Genomic DNA, 22296 nt, shown 5'->3' on the forward strand with positions numbered 1-22296 from the left:
CTCAACACTTCGAGCATCACAGGCGGCCGCGCCTGCTGTCCGGCGCATGACGAACCCCGACAAGACATGATCTTGCCGGGGTTAAACGTCAAGCTGAGAGCCTGTCGGGTGACCTCCGACCGGGCGGCCACGCCCTGGCACGCACGCTTCCCGCGTTGTCGTCAGTCACCAACGCTCCGCGTTGACTCCCTCCTCCGCCTTGGAATCGCACGCACCAGACCGCGTCCGCTATCCGATCGGAGGTCACCCGACAGGCTCTGAGCCGGCGCGCCCAGGGGCACCCGAAGGGAGGGGGATCTTCGCAAGAAGTTCGGTTTGGTGTACAACCCTTCACAGGTGTGGCGGGTCTGGTCTGTCGAGTCAGCAGACTCTCAGACCGAACGAGCCCCGCTCAGGTCGCATCACATACTCGCGGGGCCCTTTCTCCACTGGGGAAATACATGCGTATTCGTGCCACCGTGGCCGCCGTCTCCGGCGCCCTGGCCCTGTCCGCCCTGGCCGTCCCGGCCGCCCACGCGGATGACGCCGCGAACCTGCCGCACATCCCGACGTCGGCGGCCGAGATCTTCGACATCGCCCCGCAGGGCGCGTCGAAGGCCGCCCGTGCGGCGGCCACGTCCGAGCCCGTCATCTCCAAGGTCGTCGTCAACGGCGGCAAGGACATCGTCCTGGGCACCACCGCCTCCAAGACGGTCTCCGCCTCGATCACCGCCTCGCACCCCTCCGGCATCTCCGACGCCTTCGTCGCCCTGTGGCACGGCAAGGACCTGTCTTCCCCGGACACCGTGGACGGGGTGCTCGTGCCGAACGAGGACGTGGCCAAGTGCACCAAGGTCAACGCGACGACCTCCACGTGCAAGCTGACCTTCACGATCGACCCGCGCTACCACCTGTACAAGAACTCCCTGGCCGGTACCTGGAAGGTCGCTGCGGCCGTGCTCTCCGGCGATGAGATGAGCGCCGCCGAGAACCAGTCCTACAGCACCACCCATGTGCAGCGGCTGTCGAAGCTGACGGTCAACGCGGCCCCGGAGCCCGTGAGGAAGGGCGGGACGATCACGGTCACCGGCAAGCTCTCGCGGGCGAACTGGGAGGACCACGCGTACCACGGCTACACCGGCCAGTCGGTGAAGCTCCAGTTCCGCAAGAAGACCAGCTCCACCTACACCACGATCAAGACCATCAAGACGAACAGCACCGGCAACCTGAAGACCACGGTCAAGGCGTCGGTCGACGGTTACTGGCGTTACAGCTTCGCCGGTACGTCCACCACCCCGGCCTTCACGACCGCGGGCGACTTCGTCGACGTGAAGTAGTTCCCTTCGCTGGATACGCACCATCGCGCACCACACCGGGCCGTGTCCGGGGACGACTCACGTCCTTGGGGCACGGCCCGTTCGCATCCGTGCCGCAGGCGCCGCCGTTTCCGGCCGCGGTCGCGGGAGCTACGCCGGGAAGCGGCGGCCGACCAGCCGCCAGGCGAACTCCAGGCAGGCCGCCGCCACCACCGCGATGCCCACAGCCGTCCACGGCATCGTCGCCCCCACCAGCTTCAGCGCGAAGAAGTTCTGCAGCCACGGCACCACCAGCACGATCAGGAACGCCAGCCCCATCGTCGCCACCAGGCAGACCCGCCACCAGGTGTACGGGCGGGCGATGATCGCCAGCACCCACATCGAGACCAGGAACAGCGTGAGCGTGGCCGCGCTGGTCTCCGCGTCCAGCTCACCGGGACCGGTGTAGTAGTGCCGGGCGATCAGATACGTCGCGAAGGTGGCGACGGCCGCGATGACCCCCGACGGGATCGCGTACCGCATGACGCGGCGCACGAAGTGCGGATGGGCGCGTTCCTTGTTGGGGGCGAGGGCCAGGAAGAACGCCGGGACGCCGATCGTCAGCGTCGACAGCAGGGTCAGATGGCGCGGCAGGAACGGGTACTCGGTCTGGAAGCAGACCACCAGGATCGCCAGCAGCACCGAGTAGACGGTCTTGGTCAGGAACAGGGTGGCGACCCGGGTGATGTTGCCGATCACCCGGCGGCCCTCGGCGACTACGGACGGCAGCGTCGTGAAGCTGTTGTTGAGCAGCACGATCTGGGCGACGGCCCGGGTCGCCTCGGAGCCGGAACCCATGGAGACACCGATGTCGGCGTCCTTCAGCGCCAGCACGTCGTTGACGCCGTCGCCGGTCATCGCGACGGTGTGGCCGCGGGACTGGAGCACGCCGACCATGTCCCGTTTCTGCCGCGGGGTGACCCGGCCGAAGACCGCGTGCTTCTCGATGGCCGTGGCCATGTCGTCCGGGGCGGTGGGCAGTCGGCGCGCGTCCAGGGTGTTTTCGGCGCCCGGCAGGCCGAGCTTTCCGGCGACCGCTCCGACGGAGACCGCGTTGTCGCCGGAGATGACCTTCGCGGCGACCCGCTGGTCGGCGAAGTAGGACAGCGTCTCTTCGGCGTCCGGCCGCAGTCGCTGTTCCAGGACGACCAGCGCGCTCGGTACGGCTCCGGCAGCGATGCCCGGCCCATCGAGTCCGCCCTGCGCGCGGGCCAGCAGCAGCACCCGCAGCCCCTGCTCGTTGAGCTGCTCGATCTCGGTGAGCGCCGGGTCCTGCCGGGGCAGCAGCACATCGGGGGCGCCGAGCAGCCAGGTCGACGCCCGGCCGCCGCCCTCGTCGAACGCGGCGCCGCTGTACTTGCGGGTTGAGGAGAACGGCAGCGACTGCGTGCACCGCCACTCCTGCGTGTCCGGATAGGCGTCGACGATGGCCCGCAGGCTGGCATTGGGTCGCGGGTCGGACGCGCCGAGGGCACCCAGCACGTGCTGTATGTACGTGTCGTCCGCACCTCTCAGCGCCCGGACCTCGGCGACATCCATGCCGCCCTCGGTGAGGGTGCCGGTCTTGTCCAGGCAGACGACGTCGACGCGGGCCAGACCCTCGATGGCGGGGAGTTCCTGCACCAGGCACTGTTCACGGCCGAGCCGTATGACGCCGATCGCGAACGCGACCGAGGTGAGCAGCACCAGGCCTTCCGGGATCATCGGGACGATGCCGCCGACGGTCCGGGCGATCGACTCCGTGACGTCGTTGTTCTCGACGAAGAGCTGGCTGATGATCAGGCCGAGCGCGGTCGGCACCATCATCCAGGTGACGTACTTGAGGATGGTGGAGATGCCGGTGCGCAGCTCGGAGTGGACGAGGGTGAAGCGGGACGCCTCCTCGGCGAGCTGAGCGGCGTAGGCCTCGCGGCCGACCTTGGTGGCGGCGAACGCTCCGCCGCCCGCGAAGACGAAGCTGCCGGACATCACTTGGTCGCCGGGCCGCTTCAGCACCGGGTCGGCCTCGCCGGTCAGCAGCGACTCGTCGATCTCCAGGCCGTCGGCCTCGGCGACCGTGCCGTCGACAACGACTTTGTCACCGGGGCCGAGTTCGACGAGGTCGCCGAGGACGATCTCGGAGGCGGAGATCTCGGCCGAGATCCCGTCGCGCCGCACCGTGGGTTTGGCCTCGCCGATGACCGCGAGGCTGTCCAGGGTCTTCTTGGCCCGCCACTCCTGGATGATGCCGATTCCGGTGTTGGCGATGATCACAAAGCCGAAGAGGCTGTCCTGGATCGGTGCGACGGCCAGCATGATCAGCCAGAGAACGCCGATGATCAGGTTGAACCGGGTGAGTACGTTCGCGCGGACGATCTCGCCGATGGAACGGGACGAGCGGACAGGTACGTCGTTGACCTCACCGTGGGCGATCCGCTGAGCCACCTCGGCCGCGGTCAGCCCGCGGGGGTTCACGGCCGGGGCCGGGAGTCTCATCGGGTGGACAGGGTCGAGCTCGGAACCGGCGTCGATCACGGCCGGTCCGGGAAGGCCGGCGGCGCCGGAGGCCTCGGGAGTCTGCTCGCCGAAGGATTGGGGTGCCCGCTGCGTCATGGTTCCGACGGTACGGGGGAAACGTCCTATTTACCCACCGGGGGTCCGGAGATCAGACCCCAGGGAGCAGGCGTAGGGTCCTGCCGGGGCACGGAAGTCCTGATGCCGGGCGATGCGAGGACGGTGCGGGACGGGCCGCCCGGGCCGGACGGGCGACTCGAGGCCGGACGGTTTCAGGCCGTGGCGCCCGACGTGCCCTCCGTGCCCGTCCCTGCGCTTGGAGAAGCCGCAGCCGCCGCCCGCTTGATCGCCGCGTCGCGCCCCCGTACGTACCAGATGCCGATCAGGCCGAGCCCCGCACCGGCCAGGCAGGTCCACAGCCACCACAGGTGCCCGTGGTCGTCGAACCAGCCGTAGAACGGCAGCTGGACCAGGAAGAGGACGAACCAGAGGATCGTGCCGCCGGTGATGGTGGCGACGACGGGCCCCTCCAGGGGCTCGGGTGCCTCGTGCTTCGGTGTCCACTTCGCCATGACCTCAGTGTATGGGCCCGCTGTGCGCCCCCTCCTGTACCCCGTAAGGACGGCATGTACAAAGGCCGTCAGGCCAGGTGCCCCAAGGGTCTACGCGCGGAGATAGCGATCTTCGCCTTATGTATTCATACTGAATCTGCTTGCGGCTGTCTCGAATTATTCGTGTAAAAGTCCAAAGCTGCCAACTTTTAATCCCCCACTACGTACGACTGAGGTCATACATGTCCCCCCTGGCCACCGCTTCGGTCGACTCCAAGCAGTCACCGGCTCCTCAGCCGCAGAACGGCCTGGATCGTTTCTTCAAGATCTCCGAGCGGGGGTCGACAATCGGGCGCGAGGTTCGCGGCGGATTCGCCACGTTCTTCGCAATGGCGTACATCATCGTGCTAAACCCGATCATTCTCGGTAGCGCGAAGGACATGTACGGGCACCAGCTCGACGGCGGCCAGCTGGTCACCGCCACCGTGCTGACCGCCGCGTTCTCCACGCTTCTGATGGGCGTCATCGGCAATGTGCCCATCGCGCTGGCCGCCGGCCTCGGCGTCAACACCGTGGTGGCCCTCCAGCTCGCCCCCAGGATGAGCTGGCCGGACGCGATGGGCATGGTCGTCCTCGCGGGCATCGTGGTCATGCTGCTGGTCGCGACCGGTCTGCGTGAACGTGTGATGCACGCCGTACCGACGTCGCTCCGTAAGGGCATCGCGATCGGTATCGGTCTGTTCATCCTGCTGATCGGCCTGGTCGACTCGGGCTTCGTCTCCCGCATCCCGGACGCCGCGCACACCACCGTCCCGCTCCAGCTCGGCAGTGACGGTCACCTGGGCGGCTGGCCGGTTCTGGTCTTCATCCTCGGCACGCTGCTCACCCTCGCGCTGATCGTCCGCAAGGTGCCGGGCGCGATCCTGATCTCCATCGTCGCCATGACGGTCGTCGCGATGATCATCGACGCGGTCGCCGATCTGCCGGGCGAGGCGTGGGGTCTGACCGTCCCGCAGTGGCCGGGCAATCCGGTCGCCACCCCGGACTTCGGGCTGATCGGCGAGGTCAGTCTGTTCGGCGGCTTCGAGAAGGTCGGTGTGCTCACCGGCATCCTGTTCGTCTTCACCGTGCTGCTGTCCTGCTTCTTCGACGCGATGGGCACCATCCTCGGCGTCGGCGACGAGGCGAAGCTGACGGACAAGGACGGCAACTTCCCCGGCATCAACAAGGTGCTGTTCGTCGACGGCGTCGCGGTCGCCGCGGGCGGCGCGAGCTCCGCCTCCGCGGGCACCTGCTTCGTGGAGTCCACGGCGGGTGTCGGCGAGGGTGCCCGCACCGGTCTGGCGAGCGTCGTGACGGGTCTGCTGTTCACGGTGGCGCTGTTCCTGACGCCGCTGGCGACCATGGTCCCGTCGCAGGCGGCAACCCCGGCGCTGCTGGCGGTCGGCTTCCTGATCATCTCGGGTTCGGTGCGGGACATCGACTGGAGCGACTACACGCTCGCCATCCCGGCCTTCCTGGCCATGGTGATGATGCCGTTCACGTACTCGATCACCAACGGCATCGGCATCGGCTTCATCGCCTTCTCCGTGCTGCGGGTCGTGGCCGGGCGCTGGCGCGAGGTGCCGGCGGCCATGTATGTGGTGTCGGCGGTCTTCGTCTTCTACTACGCGATGCCGGCCCTCGGCCTCACGTGACCTCTTCCGCCCTGATTCCTGCGGTCCCTTCCGAACCGTAGAACTTCTCCGTCTCGTCGACAGCCGCCTTGAAGCGCTCGTCGAAGTCATCGCGAATGAGCGTCCGGACGACATAGTCCTGGACGCTCATTCCGCGTTTGGCGGCATGCTGCCTGAGCCGGTCGAGCAGCTCACCGTCTATCCGCAGGCTGAGCACAGTCGATCTCATGGCAGCAGGGTTACGGCTCATGAGGTCATTTCGCGTCACTTTCAGTATTCGAGTCACTCGTTCGGGTGATCGATTGGGTGATGTGGGTCTCGCGCGTGTAACACGAATGGTCTTTAGGGTAGGTAATGAGTTACTCTAATAAACATGCCTGACCTGATCCACGACGGCGACAGTGCGGCCGCCGTGAGCTCCCTTCGCTCCGCCGTGATGCTGCTCGGCCGACGCCTGAAGCACCAGCGCGTCGACGAGTCACTGAGCCCCACCGAGATGTCGGTGCTCGGCACGCTCGCCCGCTGCGGTTCGGCCACACCCGGTGAGCTGGCCCGCAGGGAGCATGTGCAGCCTCCGTCGATGACTCGCATCGTCGCGCTGCTGGAAGCCAAGGGGCTGGTCAGACTGGAACCGCACCCCGATGACCGTCGCCAGAAGATGGTCAGCCAGACCGAACAGGCAGAAGCCATGCTCGAAGAGAGCCGCTCCAAGCGGAACGCCTGGCTGACCACCCTCGCCGAGGGCCTGGACGAGGAAGAGTGGGAGACGCTGCGCAAGGCGGCGCCCGTGCTGGAGAAGCTCGCCCACCTGTAGCGGGGCCGGCCGCGCCGGACCACAGCCGGCGCACCGCCCGCACCGCCGCATCCCGTCAGTCAGCGAAATGTATACGTACGAGGAGGCGAACCCTTTTGAGTACGGGATCCGGAGCAGACTCCGCCCCCGCACCGAATTCCACCCACGAGAGCAAGCCCGGCGGGACCTTCTCGTCGCTGAAGATCCGTAACTACCGCCTGTTCGCCACGGGCGCCGTGATCTCCAACATCGGTACCTGGATGTCCCGCATCACGCAGGACTGGCTCGTCCTGAGCCTCACCGGGTCCGCCGCCGCCGTCGGCATCACCACGGCCCTCCAGTTTCTTCCGATGCTTCTCTTCGGCCTCTACGGCGGCGTCATCGCCGACCGTCTCCCGAAGCGGAAGCTCCTTCTCGTCAGCCAGGCGGCTCTCGGCCTGTGCGGGATCGCCCTCGCGGTGCTCACGCTCTCCGGTGTCGTCCAGGTGTGGCACGTCTACCTCATCGCGTTCCTGCTCGGCATGGTGACGGTCGTCGACAACCCGGCCCGCCAGTCGTTCGTCTCCGAGATGGTCGGCCCCGCCCAGCTGCGGAACGCGGTCAGTCTCAACTCGGCGAACTTCCAGTCCGCCCGGCTCATTGGCCCCGCAGTCGCCGGTGTTCTGATCACCACCGTCGGCAGCGGCTGGGCCTTCATGTTCAACGGCCTGTCCTTCGTGGCCCCGATCATCGGCCTGATGCTGATGCGTCCGAGCGAGCTGCACAAGCCCACCGCCGTGCCGCGCGCCAAGGGACAGCTGCGGGAGGGCCTGCGCTATGTCTCCGGCCGCCCCGAGCTGATCTGGCCGATCGTCCTGGTCGGCTTCGTCGGCACGTTCGGGTTCAACTTCCCGATCTGGCTCACGGCCTTCGCGGACGAGATCTTCCACGGCGACGCCGGGATGTACTCGTTCTTCAACATCCTCATGGCGGCCGGCTCCCTCGTCGGCGCCCTGCTCGCCGCCCGCCGCCGCTCCTCGCGGCTGCGGATGCTGGTGGCCGCCGGCACGGTGTTCGGTCTGCTGGAAATCATCGCTTCCCTGGCGCCGTCCGTCTGGCTCTTCGCGATCCTGCTGGTCCCGATCGGCATGTTCGGCCTGACGACCAACATCAGCGCGAACACGAGCGTCCAGATGGCCGCCGACCCGGAGATGCGAGGCCGGGTCATGAGCCTGTACATGATGGTCTTCGCCGGCGGTACGCCGGTGGGCGCCCCGCTCGTCGGCTGGATCAGCGACGCCTACGGGGTCCGTACAGGCATGGCGGTCGGCGGCGCGTTCTCCCTGCTGGCCGCGCTGGCCGTCGGCTTCATGCTGGTCCGGGCGGGCGGCCTCCGCCTCAAGGTCGACCTCCGCCCCGGCCGCCCGCACGTGCGGTTCGTACCGCGTGAAAAGCTGGCCGCGGCGGCCTGAGGGCCGGTCGTACAGCACGTGCCACGGGCCCCGACCGGTCGATACCGATCGGGGCCCGTGGCACGTATGTCAGTCGCGGGGGAACTCGCCCGTCTCCAAGGTGAGGCCCACAAGGGTCGCGGTGAGGTCGATCGGGGTGCCGAAGTCGAGGCTCAGCACGCTGCGGTACTCGTCGTTCTTCGGAAGCGTGTGGAGGTGCCACGTGCCGGTGTACGGGTCGACGATGACGTACACAGGTACGCCGGCCGTGGCGTACGCGGCCTTCTTCGCCCCGTAGTCGTTGGCGGCGGTGTCCTTGGAGATCACCTCGGCCACGAACTCGATGTCCTGGTAGCGCCAGCGGCCCTTGGAGTCCTTGGTGGCGTCCTCGGCCAGGGCGACGACATCGGAAACGAAGCCGTTGAGACGGCCCGGGAAGTCGATGCGCACATCGGACTTCAGCCGCTGTCGCGGGTACCTGGCACGCAGTTGTTCGACGATGTCGAAGATGACCTCCCAGTGGGTGTCCCGCTGCGGCGACATGTAGATGTTCCCCTCGACGATCTCTACCTTGAATCCCTCGGGGGTGGGCTCAAGCCACTCGAACATCATGTCCAGAGTGCGCTCGTCGCTGTTGTCGGCCATCTCGATCCTGTCGGTCTCCACGACGGTCATCGTGCCGCTCCTCCCCGCTGCGGCGCGGGCGCGGGGTAGCCGCGTAGTACAACGATACGCACGGAGCCCAAGACACGCAGTTACGGTGCGAGACTCGGCCCATGAGCAGCCTCAGACTCTTCGTCGCCGTTCTGCCGCCCGACGCCGCCGTCCAGGAACTGCGCCGCGCCGTGGACCCGCTGCGTTCGCTTCCCGGTGCCGGGAATCTGCGCTGGACCGGAACGCCCAGCTGGCACTTCACCCTCGCGTTCCTCGGGGCCGTGGACGAGGAACTGCTGCCCGAGCTGGATGCGCGCCTCGCGCGGGCGGCCCACCACACCGACGCCTTCCCGCTGCGCATCCACGGCGCCGGCCGGTTCGGCGGGCGGGCGCTGTGGGCGGGCGCCGCGGGGGCGATCGACACGCTGCGGCTGCTCGCCGAACGCGCCGGTGCCGCCGCCCGCCGCGCCGGCATCCCGATGGAGGAACACCGCCGCTACAGCGCGCACCTCACCCTCGCCCGCAGCCGCACGGACGCCGACCTGCGCCCCTACGTCGAGGCACTCGCGGACTTCGAGGGGACCCCGTGGGAGGTCGGCGAGCTCGCCCTCGTACGCAGCAACCTGCCGGTCGCCGGGGTCCCGGGCGAGCAACCGCGCTACGAGACGATCGCATCCTGGCCGCTGGGCCACTGAGCGCGGCGGCTACGCTCGCGGGGTGGATCCGAAGACCAGAAACCGCGTCATGGCCGCCGTGCTCGTGCTGATGTTCGTCGTCGTCGCCGTGGCAGGCGCCCTCGGACAGTGACGCGTACGGCCGGCGTCAGCGGCCGTGCCGCGGACGGCCGATCCGGCGATGAGAGCGGTACGAACCGGCCCATGGGCGCGAGCCCGGGCCCGTGGTGTCCGACGCGGACCCTCCGTCTCAGGCGTTGACGGCCTGCGCCGTCTCCTCGGCGAACGCCTCCGGGTTGTCCAGCATGATGTTGTGCCCGCAGTCCGGGACCGCCACGACCCGCACCCCGCTCTCGATCAGCGCGTCCTCGCCGGGCAGCGGTCCGTCGTCCAGCGGGCGCAGATACGTACGCGGAATCTTCAGGTCCAGCAGTAGCTCGCGCATCGTCGGCGTCGTCCCGCGGGCGAGATGCACGGCGCTGCGGTGCAGCGCCTCGGGTCCCGCGAGGCGCATGGTCGCCCACCAGTGGGGCCCCACCCGGTCGCGCACCTCCTCCAGGCCGCCGGCCAGGAACTCCTCCTCCGTGTACGCGGCGATGCCGCTGCTGCTCGGCCGCGCCGGGGCGGGAGCGACCGGGTCCAGATTGGCGTCGACCAGCACCAGTCGGGCCACCAGGTGCGGGTGGCGTGCCGCGAGCACGATGGCCACCGCACCGCCCATGCTGTGCGCGACCACGTCCGTGCCGTGCGCGCCGGCCGCCTCCAGCGCCGCCGCCACCGCGTCGGCGTGGTCCTCGAGCGTGTAACCGAAGTCCGTGGGGCGGTCGCTGATTCCGAAGCCGAGCAGGTCCATGAGCAGCGACCGGCCGTCGGCCAGCAGGGGATGCACGGCGCTCGCGGTGAAGTACGGGCCGGACGAGGCCCCGAGTCCGTGCAGATAGACCCGGGTGCGGGACGTGCCGGGGCGGCCGGGGAGCTCCACCCACCTGATGCACGCACCGTTGGCCGTCACATGAGCGTTCCGCATGTTTCCTCCTCCTTGCCGCACAACCGCTGAACTCGACGAGACTATATATCGGCGTCGATGTATAACGCCGTGGGAGAGGATGCTTGCATGCTGGAACTGGCCATCCTGGGATTTCTGTACGAACAGCCGCTGCATGGCTACGAGCTGAAGCGTCGGGTCGCCCACCTCACCGGACACGTCCGCCCCATCGCGGACGGCACCTTGTATCCGGCGATCAAGCGCCTGGAGCGAGCCGGCTGGCTGGAGCGCCGGACGGAGCCGGGCAGCAGGGCCGCCCCCCGCCACACGCTGACCCTGACCGAGCAGGGGCGCGAGGAGCTGCGGCGCCGGCTGCGGGAGGCCGGCGAGACGGACATCAGCGACGAGAACCGCTGGTTCACCGTCCTCGCCTTCCTGCGCCATCTGGCGTCCCCGGCCGATCAGGCGGAGGTGCTGCGGCGCAGGCTCGCGTTCCTGGAGGAGCCGAGCAGCTTCTTCTACGAGGGTGAGCGGCCGCTCGGTGCCGAGACGTTCGAGGATCCGTTCCGGCGGGGTCTGCTGAGGATCGCCCGCGCGACGAGCCAGGCGGAGCTGAGCTGGCTCGGGGAGACGCTCAAGGAACTCGAAGCGGCGGGACCTGAAGGGTCGCTCCGCCGTGCGAGCAAAGGGGGCAGCCTAAGGGCTGTCCCGTAATCCCCGGCGGGCGCGCGACGACAGCTACGGCACCTCGCTGCGTTGTCGGAACGTCCGCATACATCCAGTATGCGAACGCCCCTCCGCCTTGCGATGCACCGCATCTGACGCCGCGCGCTGATCCACCGGGGATTACGGGACAGCCCTTAGGGCGGGCGTAGCCTGATCGCTGTGAATTCCGTACCCCGGGTACTGGCCGTACTCGACGACCTGCTGACCGCCGCCGCTCATGACGCCCGCGGCGCGCTGTGGCAACTGGCCGAGCAAGGACGTGAGTTGGATGCCAATCTGGTGCGCCTTCCGCCGGGTGCCGAGGTCGGTGAGCATCAGGAGGATGTCCTGGACGTCCTTCTCGTCGTCGTCGCGGGCAGCGGCCGGGTCGTCGCCGGCGGCGGCGAGTTGGACCTGACGCCGACCACCGTCGTCTGGCTGCCCCGGACTTCCCGCCGTGCGCTCGCCGCAGGACCGGACGGTCTGGCCTATGTGACCGTTCACCGCCGCCGCCCCGGCCTGACCATCAAGCCCCCGGCCGCGTCCTCGGTCGCGCCATCGGCGGCCTATGAGGGTGGCGAGGCCCCCTGCATGCTGGACCGGGTCTGCCCCGGGTGCGGCAGGCTCTCGCAGGACCCGGAACCGGTGTTCTGCAGCCGGTGCGGGGAGCGGTTCCCCGAGCATTGAGCGTTGACGACTGACAGCGGCGGCCCTACGCGTCGCCAGGGCTTTTCCGTCCGAACAAGGTATCTCCGTCCGAACAGGGCATCGGGACATTAGCTCGCATACGGAGCTAAAGTGGACAGTGTGGCGGCGGGTGATCTGCCTGATGAGCTCGCCGGACTTCTGCCCCGTATCCAGAGGCTCGCCCGGCGACGGCTGTGGAGCGGCCTGTCGGCCCGTCGGCTGCGCGGGGCGCACGCCGAACTGCTGCGGCTGGTGGCCGACGGGCCCGGCATCCGGGTCTCGGAGGCCGCACACAGCCTCTGCCTCGCGCCCAACTCGGTCAGCACCCTGGTCAATCACCTCGTCGCCGAAGGGCTGCTGCGCCGGGAGAAGGACGCCCAGGACGGGCGGGCCGCGCTGCTGTATCCGACCGTCGCAGGGATCGGGAGGCTGCGTGACTGGCACGCCCGTCGCGAGGCGCTCTTCCGCGAACACCTGGCCGGGCTCGACACCGCCGACCGCGCGGCGCTCACCGCCGCACTCCCGGCCCTGAACAGACTCGCCGCCTCGTTGCGCGAAGGGGATGAGATCGCGTGACCCACCCAACCGCCCCCGCCCTCAACTGCACCGGTCTGAGCTACAGCTTCGGCGACGCGAAGGCCGTCGACGGCCTGGACCTGCTGGTCGGCCAGGGGGAGGTGTTCGGTCTCCTGGGGCCCAACGGCGCGGGCAAGACCACCACCATGCGCGCGATCACCACACTCCTGCCCGTGCCGCCCGGCGTCATCGAGGTGTTCGGCCATGACGCGGCCCGGCACAAGATGGCGGTACGCCGCCTGCTCGGCTACGTACCGCAGCAGCTGTCGGCGGACGCGAACCTCACGGGCCGGGAGAACGTCCAGCTCTTCGCCCGCGTCTTCGACGTGCCCCGCCGCGAGCGGGCCGCGCGGGTCTCCCAGGCGCTGGACGCGGTGGGCCTCGGCGACGTCGCGCACCGGCTCGCCGCCACGTACTCCGGCGGTATGGTCCGCCGCCTCGAACTCGCGCAGGCCCTGGTCAGCGCGCCCCGGCTGATGATCCTGGACGAGCCGACCATCGGCCTCGACCCGATCGCACGGGACAGCGTCTGGGACCGCATCACCGAGATACGGGTCGGCACCGGCATGACCGTGCTGGTCACGACCCACTCCATGGACGAGGCCGACCAGCGGTGCGACCGGCTCGCGCTGATGCACCTCGGCAGACTCCGCGCGCTCGGCACTCCCGCCGAGCTGAAGAGCGAACTCATCGCACACCGCCGGGAGTCGGGTGAGACGAGCCTTCCGCCACCGTCCCTGGAGGACGTCTTCCGGTACCACTCCGGAAGCGGACTGAACGACCCCGGCTCCGGTTCCGACGAAGGGAAAGGAGCGTTCCGAGATGTCCGCCGTACCCGTCGCACCGCATCCCGCCTCGGCTGAGTCCGCCCCGCCGGATCAGCGGTTCGCGCTGCTGCTGACTCCGCCGCCGCCCCGCAGAGGCTGGCGCGTCGTGCCGGCGAGAGTGGCCGCGATGTGCGTCGTCGAGATGCAGAAGCTGCGCCACGACCGCACCGAGATCTACACCCGCGCCGTCCAGCCCGCGCTCTGGCTGCTGATCTTCGGCGTGACGTTCTCCCGTATCCACGCCATCCCGACCGGCGGCGTTCCCTATCTCGACTTCCTGGCGCCCGGCATCATCGCCCAGTCCGCCATGTTCATCGCGATCTTCTACGGCATCATGATCATCTGGGAGCGGGACTCGGGCGTCCTCACCAAACTCATGGTCACGCCGACACCCCGAACTGCCCTGGTGACCGGCAAGGCCTTCGCCGCCGGGGTGAAGGCCACGATCCAGGCGGCGGTCGTCATCGTGATCGCCGCACTGATCGGTGTCGGCATGACGTGGAACCCGTTGCGGCTGCTCGGCGTGGTCGTGGTGGTCGTCCTCGCCTCGGCGTTCTTCTCCTGCCTGTCCGTGTCGATAGCCGGGATCGTCCTGACCCGCGACCGTCTGATGGGCATCGGGCAGGCCATCACCATGCCGTTGTTCTTCGCGTCCAACGCGCTCTACCCGGTCGCCCTGATGCCCGGCTGGCTCCAAGCCATCAGCAGGGTGAACCCGCTGAGCTACGAGGTCGACGCCCTGCGCGGACTGCTCATCGGCACCCAGGCACACCTCGGTCTCGACTTGGCGGTCCTCGCCTTCGCGGCGCTGGCCGGTATCGTCGCCGCCGGTTCGCTGCTGGGCCGCCTCGCCCGCTGAACGTTCCGGGGGCCACCCGGGCCGGGGGCACTGGGCCACCGACCAGCCCTGCTCGAACGTCCCACTCACGGAGGAACACACCCGCCGGGTCCAGGACGGGCTGGTGGTGGCGCCTGCGCCCCAGCCGAGTACGCAGGAACGGACGGTCGGTCAGCCGGGGTTTCGGCCGGTCGGTGACTCACTACCGGTAGAAGAAGAACGAAAGGTCATCGATGGGCGCCTGCGAGGGCGGCTGCCGCGACCAGGTACGTGTCGCAGACGTATGGGCACGGTCACGGGCAGCGGCATCTCCGTAGATCCAAAATTCAGACCGTAGCAGCAACGGTTCGATGGGCAATCGGACTTGACCGAGGTCCCGCCCTACGCGTGCCAGAGCGCGTGGCGGACACGCCACCGGCGCGGCGAAGCGTGGAGAGTGGACGCAGCCGTACGGACGACGAAGGAGGACCGATGGTGGGTGTCGTGGCGAACCAGCGGAACAGGGTGGTCGGACAGGCCGTGGAGGAGCTGGAGGCACGGGACCGACTCCTGCGGGCCGGACGCCAGTTGTTCGCCGCGTACGGGTACGCGCGCACGAGTGTCGAGGATCTGTGCGAGCAGGCGAAGGTGCCCGTGCACGTCTTCCAGCAGGAGTTCGTCTCGCGGGAGGTGCTCCTGATGGCGATCTACGACGAGGTGGCGACCTACGGGCTGCGCGCCGCCGAGAACGCCCTGATGGCCGAGGGCATGGAGGACTGTCCGACGGCGGAACGGGTCCGGCTGCTCTTCGACGCCTATGTGAAGGCGGTCACCGAGGACCCGTGCGCGGCGCGGGTGGCGTTCGTCGAGGTGCTGGGGGTGAGCCGGGAGATGGACAGCCACCTTGCGACATGGCGGGCGATGTGGATCGACTTCCTGACCTCCGAGGCCGAGCGTGCCGTGCGACGGGGCGAGGCGGTGGCGAGAGACCACACCGTGACCGTCACGGTGCTGAACCACTCGGTGGACGAACTCATGGCCCACCACGGCCGTCGGCCCCGGCAGGTCGACGCCGAGTGGCTGACCGATGAGCTGACCCGGCTCTCACTGGCCATGATCCTGTCATCCTGACCCGTCCCGGGTTGCCGGGACGGCAACCCGGGACGGCGAATAATGGGGAGATGCAAGAAGAAGGAGAGCGCGGAGAGCGCACGGACGACGAGATTGCGACCGTCCTGACGGGCGTCGGCCCGCGGTTGCGCACCCTGCGTCAGGAACGCGGTACGACCCTGGCACAGCTCAGCGAGACGACCGGGATCTCCCTCAGCACCCTCTCGCGCCTGGAGTCCGGCGGCCGCAAACCCACGCTCGAACTGCTGCTGCCGCTGGCCAAGGCGTACGGCGTGCAGCTGGACGAACTCGTCGGCGCCCCCGCCACCGGCGATCCACGCATCCACTTCCGCCCCTTCACGCGGGACGGCATGACCTTCGTGCCGCTCACCCGCCACCTCGGCGGGCTGCACGCGTACAAGCAGATCCTGCCCGGCGGACGCGGGGCGACGGGGCCGCTGGAGCAGCGGGTGCACGAGGGGTACGAGTGGGTGTACGTACTGGCGGGGCGGCTGCGGCTGGTACTGGGCGAGCACGACCTGGTGCTCACGGCCGGCGAGGCCGCCGAGTTCGACACCCGTACCCCGCATGCGTGGGCCAGCGCCGGGCCCGATCCGGTCGAATTCCTCAGCCTGTTCGGGCAGCAGGGGGAGCGGATGCATGTGAGGGCCCGGCCCACGAACCGGTGAGACGGCCGGGCGAATGCCCTGGTAGCGGAGCTAATCTGGCGTTTGGTCGGTGCGGCGAGCGTGCGTGCCGGGCGTCACGACGCCGCGGGCCAACTCAGAACAGGCCCTACGGGCGGGCCGTGTACGGGCCGCCCAGGCCCCACGCCTGGTGCATCGCGTCGGCGAACGCGGCCGCCAGCTTGTGTTCGCCGGTCGGTCCGGGATGCGTCCCGTCGTACGTGTCCCGGTGGATGTCGTACCCCGGCGGGTGGGAGGCCAGCAGGATCGGGGACATCGGGTCGTCGAGGTCGGCGACGGCCTTCGCCAGGAGTTCGTTGAAGCGGTCGCACTCGGCGGCGAACGGGGCGTCCGACTCGGCCCGTATGTTCGGTATCACGGGCAGGAGGACCATCTTGACGTGCGGGTTCGCGGTTCGGGCCGCCGCGATGAACGCCCGTGCGTTCAGGGCGGTCTGACCGCTGTCCGTGTAGAACCCGAGGTCTATCAGGCCGAGCGAGACGAGCAGGACGTCCGTACGGTGCTCGGTGACCGTGTCGGCGATCACCGGGGCCATGTGCAGCCAGCCCTCCCCCCAGCCGGCCAGATGGGTGCGGGCGTCGGCGGGGAAGTCCGGTGCGCCGTACGCGTACGAGACGGGGGCGTTCGCCCCGGTGTCGTACAGCTCGCTGCGCGGGCCGACGATCGCGAACGGGGCACCGGAAGCGGAAGTGAGGTGCTGCCACATCCGGTAGCGCCAGGTGAAGTCGCCGGCGCGGCCGATCGTCATGGAATCGCCGACAAACGTGTAACGCATGGCGTCATCATCGCGGATCATGCCTCCAGCCTGCGACGTGACGATGGACACTGGTGCCATGCGTTCGTACCTGACTGTGTTCGGAGCCGCCGCGCTGCTCCTCCTCGCCGGGGCGTCCCCGGCCGCGGCGTCCGGGGACGGAGCCGATCGGAGCTTCACGATCGAGGATCCCCGGATCACCGAGTCCAGCGGCCTCGCCGCCAGCCGCGCCCACCCTGGCATCTACTGGACGCACAACGACAGCGACGACGGGCCGTACATCTACGCCGTCGACTCCCGCACCGGGAAGACCGTCGCGACGATCACCGTGCGGGGGGTGGGGCAGCCACGCGACGTGGAGGCGATCTCGCTCGGACCCGACGGCAACCTGTACGTCGGCGACATCGGCGACAATCTGAACGGCAGCTGGGACCACGTCTGGATCTACCGGTTCCCGGAGCCGAAGGAACTGAAGGACGCGACGGTCCGGGCCACCCAGTTCGACGTGAAGTACGCGGATGGGGCGCGCAACGCCGAGGCGCTGATGGTCCATCCGAAGACCGGCCGGGTTTACATCGCCTCGAAGAACGAGGACGGCGGCGGACTGTACGAAGGGCCCGCCGAGCTCACCACCGGACGGACCAATGTGTTCCGGCGGGTCGGCGAGGTGCCGTGGGTGACGGACGGGGCGTTCTCACCGGACGGCAAGGAGTTGGTGCTGCGCTCGTACTTCAGCGCCCGTGGCTACGCCTTCGAGAACGGCAGGCTCGGCGCCGACCACGCGGTTCAGGCACCGCTCCAGGGGCAGGCCGAGTCGGTGACGTACACGGCGGACGGCTCGGCGCTGATGTTCGGCTCGGAGGGGGAGCGGAGCGATGTGGTGCGGGTGGACGTGGACGGAGCCGGAGCCGGAGGTGGAAGCAGGGATGCCGGGAAGTCGCCGTCCGGGGGCGGCGACTCGTCGGCGTCGTCCGCCGGGGCGAAGGACGGTGAGGTGAAGGGGACGACCCTGACCGGTGTGCTGGTACTCGCGGGGATCGGCGTCCTGGTGTTCATGGGGCGTCGGCGGAAGGGGAACTGACGTTCCGGTCCGCCACGGCGCGCGTAGGCTCGGGCAGCTATGGAGAACCGAATGATTCCAGGACCTGCGCCTTTTGCCACCGCCCGGCTGGACGCGCTGCCGCTGCGGGTCGCGTACGCGGACGAGATGGCGGCCGTGCTCGACGACCCGGCCCTGCACACCTACACCGGAGGCGCCCCGGAGAGCGCGGACGAGCTGTGGGCCCGTTACGCACGCTGGACCGCCGGTTCGCCGGACCCCGGCGTGGGCTGGTGGAACTGGGTGCTGTGGATACGGGACGAGGGCTGCCTGGCCGGATACGTACAGGCGACGGTGAACGCGCGTGACGCGGAGGCGGAGATCGCCTGGGTGGTCGGGACGCGGTGGCAGGGGCGCGGGTACGCGAAGGAGGCCGCGGCGGGTCTGGTCGCCCACCTCGCAGTGGTGCGGGAGGTCCGTACCGTCGTCGCTCATATCCATCCGGACCATGACGCCTCCGCCGCCGTGGCCGCCGCGGCGGGGCTGATGCCCACGGAGGGGTGGTGCGATGGCGAACGGCGCTGGGAGCGGGGCGCAGCGGGCCGTGTGAGCGTTTGACTTCGCGCCTCGGAGCCGGAGGTTATGGTGGCTCGCCCCGGGGTTGCCCGGGAACGGGGAAACGGGGAGGTTTCGCGGATGGCGTGGGATGAGTGGGAGCAGCTCAAGACCGATGCGGTGGCGCGCGGTTCCACACAGATGCAGTTGAACCAGTATCCGGCCGATCAAGGGGGCGGGGCTCCGGCGAGCGCGGCTTCGGAGGATCTGAAGTCGGACAAGAAGGCATGGGTGAAGGCCGGCGAGGGGGTCAAAGGCCTGAAGGACGGCATCGGCAAGGCGTTGGCGAAGCTGGACGACGGGCAGGCGGGGCTGGGTGACACCGGCGGGTGTCAGAGCGCGGCGGCGCAGAAGGAGTTGTACGACTCCTGGAAGAAGTACGTCCGCGATGTGAGCAGCCGCTGTGACGAGTTGGGCGGGCTTCTGGAGAGGTCGGGTCACGATCTGTCGAAGTCCGACGAGACGATCAAGGAGGAGCTGGACAAGCTGAAGCTGAAGTACGAGGACACCGAAACCGCCGGCGGCCAGGCGAAGGAGAAGTGATTCACGGTCATGGATCTTGCGACGCTGAAAGCCTTCAAGCCGTCGGAGTACGAGGAATCCGCGGACGGCTACCGGGCGACTGGTGAAATGGCCAGTGCGGCCAAGGATTCGATCGACAACCAGATCTGCGCGGGGGTGCGCAATCAGCTTGAGGGCCAGGCGGCGAAGGCCGCCCTCCGGGAGCTCCACGAGCTGTCGAAGAACTTCCACTACGCGCAGACCGAGTGCGGTCTGGTAAGCACCGCGCTCAATGGTTTCGCCTTCGACATGGCGATGGCCAAGCGGAAGCTGGACGCGGCGATCGAGGACGCTCGCGCGAACCACTGCACGGTGAACCCGGACGGCTCGGTCACTTATCCGGCAGGCAAGAAGCCCGGCGACGAGAAGATCGCTGACGGCGGCTCGGTGACCGGGAGCGCTGGGGGCGGCCCGACGTCCGATGCCCTGGAGCGCCAGGCAGCGAACATCCATCCAAACCCGAACTACGGCAGGGCGATGGGGTATGCGAACCGGATCGCCGATGCGTTGAAGGAAGCCACGGATGTCGACGAGAAGTGGGCGCCGAAGCTGCGCGCGCTGAAGGCCGACGACGACCTGACGGTCTCCAAGCGGGACTGGGCCGACGCGCAGTCGGACATGGGCGGGGTCCGCGAGGCGGGCAAGAGCTATCTCGACTCCCTGCCGGAGTCCCCGAAGGACGGCAGTCCGAAGGACAACGCATCGTGGTGGAACGGGCTCAGCCCGGAGGAGCAGGCAGCGTGGCTCTCCCTCCGGCCCGACACCGTGGGGGCGCTCGACGGGCTGCCTTCCACGGTTCGTGACGAGGCAAATCGCGTCGTTCTCGATGAGAAGCGGGGCGAGCTGCAGATAGAGCTGGACTCCATCCCGAAGCCGCCTGCCAGTGAGTGGACGTGGATCACCGCAGGTATGTACCCGTCCAAGGTGCACACCGACGAATGGATGGAGTGGCACAACAAGTACGGGGACCGGTACGAGCAGCTCAACAAGTCCCTCAAGGGTATGCGGAGCATCCAGGACCGCTTCGACAAGACTGGAGAGGAAGGCCTGCCCGAGGCGTATCTGCTCGGATTCAGCGCGGAAGGAAACGGCCGGGCAATCGTCGCCAATGGGAATCCGGACACGGCTGATCATCAGGCGGTCTATGTTCCGGGCACGACGTCGAACCTGGGCGGCATCGGCGGTGACATCGACCGGATGGTCAATGTCTGGCGTGTGGCTGACGCCTCGCCCGGCGACAAGTCGGTCTCCACGATCACCTGGCTCGGTTACGACGCCCCGCAGAACATCGTCAAGGACTCGCCGTTCAGCCACTACGCGAACGATGGCGCCCCGGCCTTCAACCAGTTCATGGACGGACTCGACGCGTCGCACACCGGCGACTCGGACCCGCACCGCACCGCGATCGGCCACTCGTATGGCACGACCCTCATCGGTTCCGCGGCCCGGCAGGGCGACCTGAACGCGGACGACGTGATCCTCGCGGGCAGCCCCGGTGTTCAGGTACCCAAGGCAGAGCCGCTGGACGTGCCCACGGGACATGTCTGGAACCAGGAGGCCGACGGGGACCCCGTCCCGGACATCGGTCGCTATGGGCACGGCGGAACCGATTGGGACGGGCCCTGGACCATTCCCAGCGACGAACGCTTCGGTGCCAACCAGATGACCACGGACACCGAAGGCCACAGCGACTATTGGAAGGAGAATACCGAGAGCCTGTGGAACCAGGGCCAGGTCGTGGCAGGCCATGGTGACAAAGCGAATTTGAAGCCGCCGCCGGACCACTGGGCGCATATGAGGTAGGGATGTCGGTGCCCGCGGCTGCCGGTGCCTGTCCGACGACGACCCACGAAGTACATGACGACATGACCGGCCTGTGTCCCGGTCCGACCCATCGAGGCCCCTCGACTTGAAGAGCAAACTGAGCGCCCCGGCGCTCCTAGTGTCCCTCGCCCTCGCGACCCTCACTGGATGCAGCATGACTGACGCCAATGACTCCCACGACATCCCCTCCGCGGGCACCAGCACCTCTGAGGAAGCCGCCGCTGACGCAAAGAAGGTCTCCAGCGAGATCTACGACCTGATCGGTATCAAGGGAAAGGCGTCCAACACCGGAGCGGGCGTCACGGAGTGCAGCGGCAAGGACCGCGAGAAGTACTTCCAGATCTTTCACCCGTGGAGCTTCACTCCGGCATCGGCCGACCAGCTCGGTGGTGTGATGGAGCGGCTCAAGGAGGAACTGCCCAAGCACGGCTGGAAGGTCGTCGATTACGGGCCGGACAACAGCAAGCAAAAGAATGTCAACCTCACGGCCGACAACGACGAGAAGAAGTACAGCGTCAAGATCGTCCACTTCGCGAAGGACAACCCGCCGAGCCTCAGCCTGATGGTCGTCTCCGGCTGCTATCAGGTCCCGGACGGCGAGAAGGTCGAGCGGTTCTGAAGGTACTGCTTCCTGGACGAGTGGGCGCGGGACGGCTCGGGCAGGCAGCCGTGGAGAATCCAGATGATCCCCGGACACGGAACCGGGCCCTTTGCCACTGTCCCGCTGGACGCGGTGTCGCTGCGGGGCGCGTACGCGGACGAGATGGCGGCCGTGCCCGACGACCCGGCCCTGCACACGAGCGCGGTTCCTCGTGCCGGGGCGTATCAGGTCCGGGGGCGGTCGGCCCGGATGAGATCGGCGACGTCGAGGGTCACCGGGGCGCCGATCGAATCGGGCAGCGTGACCGTCTGCCCGGGGGCGTACACCTGGTGAGTGTCGTAGCCGCCGCCCATGGGGTCGGTCAGCACATGCACCCGGCCGTGCTTGCGGTCGACGATCACGTACACCGGGATCTTGGCCTCGGCGTAGGCGGCGACCTTGTTGCGCAGGTCGTTGTTGTAGTTGCTGGAGGTGACCTCCAGGACGAGGCGGAAGACGGCGGGGTCGTAGCAGTTGTTCTCGATCAGATGCTCGTCGAGATCGGCGTCGGCGATCGCCAGGTCGGGGATGGCGTAGTCCTCGGGGCCGCTGGGGAGCCACAGGCCGATTCCCTGAAGAACGTCGGTTTCCTTGCCATGGAGGTCTGCGGCCAGGAACGGAATCATGCTCTTGGTCAGCGCGTTGGCGTGCCGGCCTTCCGGCAGCGGGGCCACAGTGATGACGCCTCCGATGATCTCGACGCGGTAACCCGGATGCTGCTCCATGAGGCTGTTGGCTGTTTGGAGCAACGATTCCATTGCGGGCCTCCTGACTCGGTGTCGTCGAGGTCATCGTCGTCGGACGACACCGCCGCCCACGCCCGGAAGCCGTTCCGCCACCCGGC

The 22296-nt window shown here is 68.5% G+C and carries 24 protein-coding genes; 17 read left to right on the plus strand and 7 right to left on the minus strand.

From position 1 onward, the window contains the following. The first annotated feature begins 440 nt into the window (after positions 1-440). Positions 441-1316, plus strand: coding sequence for a DUF5707 domain-containing protein (locus ABT115_RS18005; RefSeq protein ID WP_351790368.1), 876 nt, complete (start codon positions 441-443; stop codon positions 1314-1316). Between the two features lie 129 nt (positions 1317-1445). Here the strand turns inward: ABT115_RS18005 and ABT115_RS18010 are convergent, their stop codons facing one another. Beyond that, complete coding sequence (locus ABT115_RS18010) at positions 1446-3926, minus strand: HAD-IC family P-type ATPase (protein WP_351790370.1); 2481 nt, start codon at positions 3924-3926, stop codon at positions 1446-1448. A 173-nt stretch (positions 3927-4099) separates the two neighbouring features. Then, on the minus strand, positions 4100-4399 hold the full coding sequence (locus tag ABT115_RS18015) for a DUF2530 domain-containing protein (RefSeq protein WP_351790373.1): 300 nt from the start codon (positions 4397-4399) through the stop codon (positions 4100-4102). A 221-nt stretch (positions 4400-4620) separates the two neighbouring features. Between ABT115_RS18015 and ABT115_RS18020 the strand changes: the two genes are divergently transcribed. Next, positions 4621-6075 carry an NCS2 family permease gene (locus tag ABT115_RS18020; RefSeq protein ID WP_351790376.1) on the plus strand — a complete coding sequence of 485 codons (1455 nt, stop codon included), beginning with the start codon at positions 4621-4623 and terminating at the stop codon, positions 6073-6075. Here ABT115_RS18020 and ABT115_RS18025 read toward each other — a convergent pair. Further along, entirely contained in the window at positions 6068-6283 is a 216-nt protein-coding gene (locus tag ABT115_RS18025; protein WP_351790378.1) for a ribbon-helix-helix protein, CopG family, read from the minus strand. The genes ABT115_RS18020 and ABT115_RS18025 overlap by 8 nt on opposite strands. 144 nt (positions 6284-6427) lie before the next feature. Here ABT115_RS18025 and ABT115_RS18030 point away from each other — a divergent pair, with 144 nt between their 5' ends. Beyond that, positions 6428-6868, plus strand: coding sequence for a MarR family winged helix-turn-helix transcriptional regulator (locus ABT115_RS18030; protein ID WP_351790380.1), 441 nt, complete (start codon positions 6428-6430; stop codon positions 6866-6868). A 95-nt stretch (positions 6869-6963) separates the two neighbouring features. Continuing rightward, entirely contained in the window at positions 6964-8298 is a 1335-nt protein-coding gene (locus ABT115_RS18035) for an MFS transporter (RefSeq protein ID WP_351790382.1), read from the plus strand. A gap of 69 nt (positions 8299-8367) precedes the next feature. Here ABT115_RS18035 and ABT115_RS18040 read toward each other — a convergent pair whose 3' ends face one another. After that, positions 8368-8952, minus strand: coding sequence for a Uma2 family endonuclease (locus ABT115_RS18040; RefSeq protein ID WP_351790385.1), 585 nt, complete (start codon positions 8950-8952; stop codon positions 8368-8370). 101 nt (positions 8953-9053) lie between these two features. Between ABT115_RS18040 and thpR the strand changes: the two genes are divergently transcribed. Then, the gene (gene thpR, locus ABT115_RS18045) at positions 9054-9626 is read left to right on the plus strand and encodes an RNA 2',3'-cyclic phosphodiesterase (RefSeq protein ID WP_351790388.1); all 573 of its coding nucleotides are present in this window, start codon (positions 9054-9056) and stop codon (positions 9624-9626) included. A gap of 229 nt (positions 9627-9855) precedes the next feature. Here thpR and ABT115_RS18050 read toward each other — a convergent pair whose 3' ends face one another. Then, positions 9856-10632 carry an alpha/beta fold hydrolase gene (locus tag ABT115_RS18050; protein WP_351790391.1) on the minus strand — a complete coding sequence of 259 codons (777 nt, stop codon included), beginning with the start codon at positions 10630-10632 and terminating at the stop codon, positions 9856-9858. Between the two features lie 87 nt (positions 10633-10719). Between ABT115_RS18050 and ABT115_RS18055 the strand changes: the two genes are divergently transcribed. From ABT115_RS18055 to ABT115_RS18085, 7 genes are all read left to right on the plus strand, one after another. Continuing rightward, a complete protein-coding gene (locus ABT115_RS18055) occupies positions 10720-11304 on the plus strand; it encodes a PadR family transcriptional regulator (protein ID WP_351790394.1) in 585 nt (194 codons plus the stop codon). A 171-nt stretch (positions 11305-11475) separates the two neighbouring features. Next, positions 11476-11982 (plus strand): hypothetical protein, encoded by a 507-nt coding sequence (locus tag ABT115_RS18060; protein WP_351790397.1) that lies wholly within the window; start codon positions 11476-11478, stop codon positions 11980-11982. Positions 11983-12093: 111 nt separating this feature from the next. Beyond that, positions 12094-12558, plus strand: coding sequence for a MarR family winged helix-turn-helix transcriptional regulator (locus ABT115_RS18065; protein ID WP_502969114.1), 465 nt, complete (start codon positions 12094-12096; stop codon positions 12556-12558). Then, on the plus strand, positions 12555-13421 hold the full coding sequence (locus tag ABT115_RS18070) for an ABC transporter ATP-binding protein (RefSeq protein WP_351790400.1): 867 nt from the start codon (positions 12555-12557) through the stop codon (positions 13419-13421). Before ABT115_RS18065 ends, ABT115_RS18070 begins: the two co-directional genes overlap by 4 nt. Beyond that, positions 13381-14244 carry an ABC transporter permease gene (locus ABT115_RS18075; protein WP_351790403.1) on the plus strand — a complete coding sequence of 288 codons (864 nt, stop codon included), beginning with the start codon at positions 13381-13383 and terminating at the stop codon, positions 14242-14244. Before ABT115_RS18070 ends, ABT115_RS18075 begins: the two co-directional genes overlap by 41 nt. Positions 14245-14694: 450 nt before the next feature. Next, positions 14695-15333, plus strand: coding sequence for a TetR/AcrR family transcriptional regulator (locus ABT115_RS18080; RefSeq protein ID WP_351790406.1), 639 nt, complete (start codon positions 14695-14697; stop codon positions 15331-15333). Positions 15334-15383: 50 nt separating this feature from the next. Further along, positions 15384-16001: a helix-turn-helix domain-containing protein gene (locus ABT115_RS18085; protein WP_351790409.1), complete on the plus strand. Its 618-nt coding sequence runs from the start codon at positions 15384-15386 to the stop codon at positions 15999-16001. 106 nt (positions 16002-16107) lie between these two features. On the opposite strand, the gene ABT115_RS18090 is transcribed toward ABT115_RS18085, so the two are convergent. Beyond that, positions 16108-16815, minus strand: coding sequence for a GDSL-type esterase/lipase family protein (locus ABT115_RS18090; RefSeq protein ID WP_351790412.1), 708 nt, complete (start codon positions 16813-16815; stop codon positions 16108-16110). A gap of 37 nt (positions 16816-16852) precedes the next feature. On the opposite strand from ABT115_RS18090, the gene ABT115_RS18095 reads away from it, so the two are divergent. The 5 genes from ABT115_RS18095 (at position 16853) to ABT115_RS18115 (ending at position 21431) form a co-directional block, all read left to right on the plus strand. Next, positions 16853-17854, plus strand: a complete 1002-nt coding sequence (locus ABT115_RS18095) for a WD40 repeat domain-containing protein (RefSeq protein WP_351790415.1) — start codon at positions 16853-16855, stop codon at positions 17852-17854. A 51-nt stretch (positions 17855-17905) separates the two neighbouring features. Continuing rightward, on the plus strand, positions 17906-18430 hold the full coding sequence (locus tag ABT115_RS18100) for a GNAT family N-acetyltransferase (protein ID WP_351790417.1): 525 nt from the start codon (positions 17906-17908) through the stop codon (positions 18428-18430). A gap of 78 nt (positions 18431-18508) precedes the next feature. Further along, on the plus strand, positions 18509-18970 hold the full coding sequence (locus ABT115_RS18105) for a hypothetical protein (RefSeq protein WP_351790419.1): 462 nt from the start codon (positions 18509-18511) through the stop codon (positions 18968-18970). Between the two features lie 9 nt (positions 18971-18979). Next, positions 18980-20791, plus strand: a complete 1812-nt coding sequence (locus ABT115_RS18110; protein WP_351790422.1) for an alpha/beta hydrolase — start codon at positions 18980-18982, stop codon at positions 20789-20791. Between the two features lie 175 nt (positions 20792-20966). Further along, complete coding sequence (locus ABT115_RS18115) at positions 20967-21431, plus strand: hypothetical protein (protein WP_351790425.1); 465 nt, start codon at positions 20967-20969, stop codon at positions 21429-21431. Positions 21432-21637: 206 nt separating this feature from the next. Here the strand turns inward: ABT115_RS18115 and ABT115_RS18120 are convergent, their stop codons facing one another. Next, positions 21638-22210 (minus strand): Uma2 family endonuclease, encoded by a 573-nt coding sequence (locus tag ABT115_RS18120; RefSeq protein ID WP_351790427.1) that lies wholly within the window; start codon positions 22208-22210, stop codon positions 21638-21640. Between the last annotated feature and the right edge of the window lie 86 nt (positions 22211-22296).

The sequence above is a fragment of the Streptomyces sp. NPDC001832 genome, assembly GCF_040297265.1.
In the GTDB taxonomy this organism is placed as follows: Bacteria; Actinomycetota; Actinomycetes; order Streptomycetales; family Streptomycetaceae; genus Streptomyces.

Coding starts and splice junctions, on each gene's coding strand:
- ABT115_RS18105 (WP_351790419.1), top strand. CDS start 18,509: ATGGCGTGGGATGAGTGGGAGCAGCTCAAGACCGATGCGGTGGCGCGC.
- ABT115_RS18005 (WP_351790368.1), top strand. CDS start 441: ATGCGTATTCGTGCCACCGTGGCCGCCGTCTCCGGCGCCCTGGCCCTG.
- thpR (WP_351790388.1), top strand. CDS start 9,054: ATGAGCAGCCTCAGACTCTTCGTCGCCGTTCTGCCGCCCGACGCCGCC.
- ABT115_RS18020 (WP_351790376.1), top strand. CDS start 4,621: ATGTCCCCCCTGGCCACCGCTTCGGTCGACTCCAAGCAGTCACCGGCT.
- ABT115_RS18095 (WP_351790415.1), top strand. CDS start 16,853: ATGCGTTCGTACCTGACTGTGTTCGGAGCCGCCGCGCTGCTCCTCCTC.
- ABT115_RS18075 (WP_351790403.1), top strand. CDS start 13,381: ATGTCCGCCGTACCCGTCGCACCGCATCCCGCCTCGGCTGAGTCCGCC.
- ABT115_RS18080 (WP_351790406.1), top strand. CDS start 14,695: ATGGTGGGTGTCGTGGCGAACCAGCGGAACAGGGTGGTCGGACAGGCC.
- ABT115_RS18100 (WP_351790417.1), top strand. CDS start 17,906: ATGATTCCAGGACCTGCGCCTTTTGCCACCGCCCGGCTGGACGCGCTG.
- ABT115_RS18055 (WP_351790394.1), top strand. CDS start 10,720: ATGCTGGAACTGGCCATCCTGGGATTTCTGTACGAACAGCCGCTGCAT.
- ABT115_RS18050 (WP_351790391.1), bottom strand. CDS start 10,632: ATGCGGAACGCTCATGTGACGGCCAACGGTGCGTGCATCAGGTGGGTG.
- ABT115_RS18010 (WP_351790370.1), bottom strand. CDS start 3,926: ATGACGCAGCGGGCACCCCAATCCTTCGGCGAGCAGACTCCCGAGGCC.
- ABT115_RS18115 (WP_351790425.1), top strand. CDS start 20,967: ATGACTGACGCCAATGACTCCCACGACATCCCCTCCGCGGGCACCAGC.
- ABT115_RS18025 (WP_351790378.1), bottom strand. CDS start 6,283: ATGAGATCGACTGTGCTCAGCCTGCGGATAGACGGTGAGCTGCTCGAC.
- ABT115_RS18040 (WP_351790385.1), bottom strand. CDS start 8,952: ATGACCGTCGTGGAGACCGACAGGATCGAGATGGCCGACAACAGCGAC.
- ABT115_RS18015 (WP_351790373.1), bottom strand. CDS start 4,399: ATGGCGAAGTGGACACCGAAGCACGAGGCACCCGAGCCCCTGGAGGGG.
- ABT115_RS18085 (WP_351790409.1), top strand. CDS start 15,384: ATGCAAGAAGAAGGAGAGCGCGGAGAGCGCACGGACGACGAGATTGCG.
- ABT115_RS18090 (WP_351790412.1), bottom strand. CDS start 16,815: ATGATCCGCGATGATGACGCCATGCGTTACACGTTTGTCGGCGATTCC.
- ABT115_RS18120 (WP_351790427.1), bottom strand. CDS start 22,210: ATGGAATCGTTGCTCCAAACAGCCAACAGCCTCATGGAGCAGCATCCG.
- ABT115_RS18030 (WP_351790380.1), top strand. CDS start 6,428: ATGCCTGACCTGATCCACGACGGCGACAGTGCGGCCGCCGTGAGCTCC.
- ABT115_RS18110 (WP_351790422.1), top strand. CDS start 18,980: ATGGATCTTGCGACGCTGAAAGCCTTCAAGCCGTCGGAGTACGAGGAA.